7 protein-coding genes are annotated in these 5,709 nt (G+C 48.9%); 1 reads left to right on the top strand and 6 read right to left on the bottom strand.

The window, feature by feature from the left end:
• Window positions 1-140: 140 nt before the first annotated feature.
• From ABEW73_RS32395 to ABEW73_RS32375, 5 genes are all read right to left on the bottom strand, one after another.
• The gene (locus ABEW73_RS32395) at window positions 141-584 is read right to left on the bottom strand and encodes a YaaR family protein (protein WP_076326561.1); all 444 of its coding nucleotides are present in this window, start codon (window positions 582-584) and stop codon (window positions 141-143) included.
• Between the two features lie 338 nt (window positions 585-922).
• On the bottom strand, window positions 923-1,252 hold the full coding sequence (locus tag ABEW73_RS32390) for a cyclic-di-AMP receptor (protein WP_006207400.1): 330 nt from the start codon (window positions 1,250-1,252) through the stop codon (window positions 923-925).
• Window positions 1,253-1,316: 64 nt separating this feature from the next.
• Window positions 1,317-1,961 (bottom strand): dTMP kinase, encoded by a 645-nt coding sequence (gene tmk, locus ABEW73_RS32385; protein WP_430171327.1) that lies wholly within the window; start codon window positions 1,959-1,961, stop codon window positions 1,317-1,319.
• 89 nt (window positions 1,962-2,050) lie between these two features.
• On the bottom strand, window positions 2,051-3,718 hold the full coding sequence (locus tag ABEW73_RS32380; RefSeq protein ID WP_430171329.1) for an aminotransferase class I/II-fold pyridoxal phosphate-dependent enzyme: 1,668 nt from the start codon (window positions 3,716-3,718) through the stop codon (window positions 2,051-2,053).
• A gap of 139 nt (window positions 3,719-3,857) precedes the next feature.
• Entirely contained in the window at window positions 3,858-4,043 is a 186-nt protein-coding gene (locus ABEW73_RS32375) for a sigma factor G inhibitor Gin (RefSeq protein WP_430171330.1), read from the bottom strand.
• A 232-nt stretch (window positions 4,044-4,275) separates the two neighbouring features.
• Here ABEW73_RS32375 and ABEW73_RS32370 point away from each other — a divergent pair, with 232 nt between their 5' ends.
• Complete coding sequence (locus tag ABEW73_RS32370) at window positions 4,276-4,797, top strand: hypothetical protein (RefSeq protein WP_430171332.1); 522 nt, start codon at window positions 4,276-4,278, stop codon at window positions 4,795-4,797.
• 96 nt (window positions 4,798-4,893) lie between these two features.
• Here ABEW73_RS32370 and ABEW73_RS32365 read toward each other — a convergent pair whose 3' ends face one another.
• A complete protein-coding gene (locus tag ABEW73_RS32365; protein ID WP_430171334.1) occupies window positions 4,894-5,331 on the bottom strand; it encodes a hypothetical protein in 438 nt (145 codons plus the stop codon).
• Window positions 5,332-5,709 lie beyond the last annotated feature (378 nt).

Below are 5,709 nucleotides of genomic sequence, written 5' to 3'. Positions count from 1 at the left end.
AGATATAGAATTTATGAGTTACCAGTGGAACTGGTGAAATTCTATATCGCAAGAAAACCTACCTATGCATCGCGGTCGCTCATCCTTGAAGTGGCCTCGATAGGGGTTTTCTTATCAAAAGCGGACTTTTTGAACAACCTCTAAAATACAAGATTGATCAGCATGCCTCGAATTTCCCCAACCTTGTTCAACAAATCAATTCTCCCCTGCTCCGTATCCAGCAGTTCATCCGCCATCGCGAGCAGCGCAGAATCGACTTCATCGATTACATTATAACGCTTGCCGCGTCCCCGGCGGTCCCAGCCGCGCGTTTCCTTCATTTTCACACCGCGACGCACTGTTTCCTCCAGGAATCGGCGAACCATCAATTTATACGCTTTTAGCTCCCGAACGGTCATCACTTTTGCCAAACGATCGCCTTGCATTGCAATTTCACGCATTTGACGACTCAACTCTTCATGGGTCGCGCGTTCTCCCTGCTGCTGCATCATATCCGAGAACGATCGCTGCTGAATCGGTCTGGCGTTGCCATCCGGCACCGTGAGTTCACTTTTCATGGGCCGAAAGCCCGGATTGATTTTCATCTGATCCACCGCCTCTTGCGTTATTCTTTGCATCTAATAAAACGGAGGCACCTGGTACGTTCATATCGAACAAACCTATGCCTCACGTGAACGTACCTTGAAATGGTTTGCTTGTCAAGCGATTCATCGATAATTATCGATAAATTGGGTGATTTTCCGGAATCCATCGAGATCATCCATCTATTAAAACCATCTCCCGAGTGCGGCGATCTACGGTAACTATTTTTATTATGATACAGAAGTGCTTCAGAAGACTTTGGTTACAGGAGAGAGCACAGCCGTCAAATATCCCAATAAAAACATCCGTTACGTATCTATCGCAGATCCAGAAAATGAATTTAGAAATGTTCGAATCGTTCTACAGGGAGGACAAACACCGTTGCGCCACCAACCTGCACTTCGACCGGAAGCGGCAAGTAGGAATCGGTTGTACCACTCATTGGGGTTACCGGAGTGACCAGCTGTTCACGAACCTTACAGCTTGTGCGAATGACGCTGAGCACACTTTCAACCTGTGAATCGTCTACCCCGATCATAAAGGTGGTGTTTCCCGCCTTCAGGAAGCCGCCTGTACTTGCAAGCTTTGTTGCCCGAAAATTTGCTTTGACCAATGCGGCGGAGAGACGGTTGCTATCTTTATCCTGGACAATCGCAACAATCAATTTCATGGTAAACCCTCCTTGTTTATTTGGACATCATCTGTCCTTAACACTACTTATTTGACAAACAACCTCAAAAATCCTTTAATATCGCGTCTTCCAAGTGACGAATCATTTCTCTTTCCACCTGAGCCGGCGTCTTGGAAGCATCCACAATGCGAATTCGATCCGGATTACGCTCTGCTACCAATAGATAGCCTTCCCTAACCTTCTCGTGAAATGCCATGGTCTCCATATCCAGTCGATTTAATTCCCGATCTGCATTCGCCGTGATCCGTGACATACCAATCTTCGGCTCCACATCGAACAACAGCGTTAGATCCGGCATGCGGGTATCGATCGCAAATTGATTGATGTTCCATACCTCCTCCATACCCAGTCCACGTGCATATCCCTGGTAAACCAGACTGCTGTCCACGAATCGGTCACACAGCACAGTCAAGCCCTGACTCAAAGCTGGCTCCACCTTCTCCACAAGATGCTGGCGGCGGGCAGCCGCATACAACAATGCTTCAGTTCGTGCATCCATCGCGGTATGCTCCGGATCGAGAATAATAGAGCGGATCTTCTCCGCAATCTCAATGCCGCCGGGCTCGCGTGTAATCAGATACGGGATCGAATGATTCTGCATAAAAGCGGCAAGTCTGCCTATCATGGTCGTTTTACCGGATCCGTCTCCTCCTTCGATGGTAATAAATAGTGGTCTGCGATTATTCATAGCGTATCCTGCTTTCATCATTTGTTGATCGTTGAGCTCGATGTTATACGCTCCGGTATATTTACCAACGTATAGTGGAGTCTCTTCCTTCACGTTTCCTTATAAACGACAATGGTTTGCAGTGCTGGATCGGATATCCCCTGGCATTTCGCCCCTGCATTCCTTAAAGCCAGGAGCCTCTGTTTCATTACCGCTGATATGACTTCACCTGGGTATAAGATCGGTATACCTGGCGGATAGGGAATAACCATCTCCGCTGCCTTTCGCCCAGCGCTCTTCTCTAACGGCACTGATTCTAACCGCTCCCTGTCAATCGGCTTCAGCGAGAAAGGAATTGGGGCCGAATAAGGAATCTCCGTGGGCAAATTGTTCCACGTGGAAACATCGGAGACTGGTCTTGCTTCAGTTAACAAGTTAGCATCGTCATCGAAATGGACGGAATCCATATTTTCGTGGGCCACTCGCGGCTCATAACTCATGAAATCCCCCTGATCCCGCAATGTCCGGATCAGTAATTCCGTGCTCTCTGCCGTAGTGCCTAGTTCGGTTTCGATGCCTTCTGTCTTCTCCCCCTGCTCTACAATATGCACAAGTGCCCATAAGACGTGATTCGCATCTTCCCGAGTGGATCCCAACGTAAACAATAAGACGACGCGTAGCTCGTCGCTCATCTCCGGCACACAGCCGCGCGCCTCTAGCTCGCGCTGGAGTGCATACCCGCTCAGGGACCCGGTGCGGTCATATATGACCGCCTTGAACGGGTCCTGGCGGGTATACGCCGCAGCGGCTGTGCCCGCGGCGTGGCCCCCGGGCTGCGGCGGCTGCAGCAGCCCGAAGCGCGGCAGCTTCGCGAGGCCGCGCCGGAAGGCCTCCACGGCGGCCAGGCTAGCCGTGAAGGCGTCTGCGCCCTGCGTGTGCAGCAGGCGCCGCGCCAAGTCCAGCGAAGCCATGAGCGGGTACGAGGGGCTGGAGCTCTGCACCATGGCCAGCCGCTGGCGCAGCAGGCTGCGGTCGAGCAGCCCGCCCTGTACATGCAGCATGGCTCCCATCGTCATGGCGGCTAACATCTTGTGTGTGGATTGAACCACACCATCCGCGCCGCATGACAAAGCGTTCATCGGCAGCTGGGGGTGCTGTCCGTAATGAGCTCCATGCGCTTCATCCACGAGTAGTGGAATGCCGAACTCATGGCAAGCTTCCGCGAGCGGCCTTAAGTCGCTCCCCATCCCGTAGTAGTTCGGCATCGTGATGATCGCCCCCCGGGCCTCCGGATAGGTCTCAAGAGCAGCTGCGAGTGTAGCTGCAGAGGGAGCAACGGCTAAACCGCTCTGCTTGTCCAGCTCCGGCTGAAGAAATACCGCCCTTGCACCGGCCAGCATCAATCCGTTCAACACGGACTTATGTACGTTCCGCTGTACAAGCACAATTTCGCCCGGTTCACGGCAAACCGTCAAGATTAGCGCTAAATTGCCAGCTGTACTCCCACCCACCAGGAAGAAGCTTTCCTCTGCGCCAAAACAATCTGCGGCCAGTTCCTGTGCTTCCTGAATAACGCCTTCAGGATGAAATAAATCATCGGTTCCGGTAATTTCCGTCACATCAATGCGCATGGCCTCTCGCAGCATCTCCGCAGCCTTACCTTCTCCCGCATATGCCCTGCCATTTTTATGACCAGGTACATGAAAAGATGAAGCCCCACGTTCTCGATACCTCATTAAAGCCTCTGCTAGTGGGGCACGCTCTCTATGTGTAGTCATCGATATATCCCTTCGGATTACATTCTCTAACCTATTTTAACGCAATTTGAAACCTACGCCTACGTCTCCATGCACGGAAAGTCCCCTCTAAACAAAAAAAGGCCTTGTATTCAGGCCCATTTGACGCGTGTACCCGCGCCTATGCATTTTTCGGCATGGCAATTTGTTTTAATTGACGGATGAAAAAATGATATTTGGCATCTTCCGCGCTGGTATGAACGATTTCGGATTCACATTCCTCGCATACGAATTGCGAAACAATGGTAATCCCCTCTGTCTTCGCCTGATTGCATATGATACACACGTGTTCGGTCAATTCTTCCATAACCATCCCACCTTGATCCTTTTCCTATTAGTATGACACAGTTTCTATTATTTTAAACCTTTTCATAGGATATCGTTCTTCGCTTTATGTATATGTACCCCTTGGTGGCCTTGTGTCTGTACCTTTTTTTTCAGCTTAATAAAAATATGATTTTGTCCGATAAAAACATAAAAGACTTAAATTTCCCGTCTATCGTAATTTACTTCTACCTAAAGGGGGACGGCATAGCCCAATGGCAGATCAACATGGTCAAGCCACCTTTTATCACTATCGATTAATTAAGAAAATTCAATTTTCCAAAAGCTTGCTCATCCTCTACTTAACTCTGCCTTGGCTTGCTGCGGCTGCAGGGACATTCTGGGTGTCACCGTATTTCCTGCTCTATCTGCTAATCGCCTTTCCGCTTATGTTATGGATCCAATATGTGGTCGGGCATACCGTGCTCGTCCTATTGGGAGCAAGCTACCGAAAACGTTGGCGCTTCCGTCTGAGGTTGCCTTGGCTTGGTTATATACCGGATCAACACGTCAGCCGTCGCGTATTTAATTTAGTGCAGTTCTATACCTGTTGGGTAGGGATTGTCTTAAGCGCTATCATGGCCTTCTGGTCACCGCTGCCTTTTGCAATCACGCTTCTGGTCTGGCATCTGTGGTTCCTTCTCCCGCGCGGCTATACCATGCTGCGTCTGAGCGGCCAGCGTAAAGATGGCATGTTGAAAATGAATGAGCAGGACATCTCTTACTACCTGCAATAATGTTAGAATTCTGCGTCCATCACTACATAGCGCTATAAACCCTATTTCCGTTTCATCAATGAATAAAGACCTCATTCCGAAGTCGGGAAGAGGTCTTTATTCATTGGCTTTATTGCTTTCTAATCCTTGTATGGCTTGTTTTTTAAGCTGAGTCGGAACCGTAATTATAAGAAAATCGTCATGTACCGATAGGTGGACGATACTTTTGCCTTTTTCAAATACTAACGAAGAACCGTTATCTTCAACTTCCTTCGGCTTCCATCCCCAGGACTCAATCTCTTCCAAGTAAGCTTCAGGAATGCTGTCGCTTTCCTTCAGGCCAGGAAGCGCATACCGTACATAATCCAAGTCACTATTGCCTGTTGTTTGCTCCGTTTTATTCGCTTCCTTCGGAACCGGGAATGACTTCACATTCGCCGCCCCATCAAAGGTTTTCCAGCTTGGTTCGGTAGATGCCCCGCATCCGGATCCGATCAACAATATCGTAACCGCACAGATCATCTCTGCCACATGCAGACCACGTTTACACAACATGTAATTGTCCTCCTTCCCCCACAATAACCGGTCTCCAGATGAGTGTTCGTAGTTGGTTGGTTAATGGAGAACCTTCCAATCAGGCCTTATTTCCTACAGCCTGCGCAAATCGGTAATCGCTACCCGATTTTGCCTAATTCTATTATACTGATTTTCGGCATGGTATCGGTAACAAAATCTTCATCTGTTTACGTCAATTTTATGATCATGTTATATAACAGAGAAGCTGCTGACATCACGCTACAGCATATATCCTTAGTCGGACAATCTCTAAATCTGCATTTCATCTAAATATCCAAAAAAACAATTCTTATAAAAACAAATAAAAACCACCATCGATTACATCGACAGTGGTTTTTCGCTTGGCGACGTCCTACT

This window comes from Paenibacillus lautus, assembly GCF_050482385.1.
In the GTDB taxonomy this organism is placed as follows: domain Bacteria; phylum Bacillota; class Bacilli; order Paenibacillales; family Paenibacillaceae; genus Paenibacillus_AQ; species Paenibacillus_AQ lautus_B.
Note: the sequence above shows the minus strand (reverse complement) of the source record. Positions and strands in the feature narration are given on the sequence as shown.

Excerpts from the sequence above, each read along its gene's own strand:
- ABEW73_RS32375 (WP_430171330.1), bottom strand. The coding sequence starts at position 4,043 with ATGGAAGAATTGACCGAACACGTGTGTATCATATGCAATCAGGCGAAG.
- tmk (WP_430171327.1), bottom strand. The coding sequence starts at position 1,961 with ATGAATAATCGCAGACCACTATTTATTACCATCGAAGGAGGAGACGGA.
- ABEW73_RS32395 (WP_076326561.1), bottom strand. The coding sequence starts at position 584 with ATGAAAATCAATCCGGGCTTTCGGCCCATGAAAAGTGAACTCACGGTG.
- ABEW73_RS32365 (WP_430171334.1), bottom strand. The coding sequence starts at position 5,331 with ATGTTGTGTAAACGTGGTCTGCATGTGGCAGAGATGATCTGTGCGGTT.
- ABEW73_RS32380 (WP_430171329.1), bottom strand. The coding sequence starts at position 3,718 with ATGACTACACATAGAGAGCGTGCCCCACTAGCAGAGGCTTTAATGAGG.
- ABEW73_RS32390 (WP_006207400.1), bottom strand. The coding sequence starts at position 1,252 with ATGAAATTGATTGTTGCGATTGTCCAGGATAAAGATAGCAACCGTCTC.
- ABEW73_RS32370 (WP_430171332.1), top strand. The coding sequence starts at position 4,276 with ATGGCAGATCAACATGGTCAAGCCACCTTTTATCACTATCGATTAATT.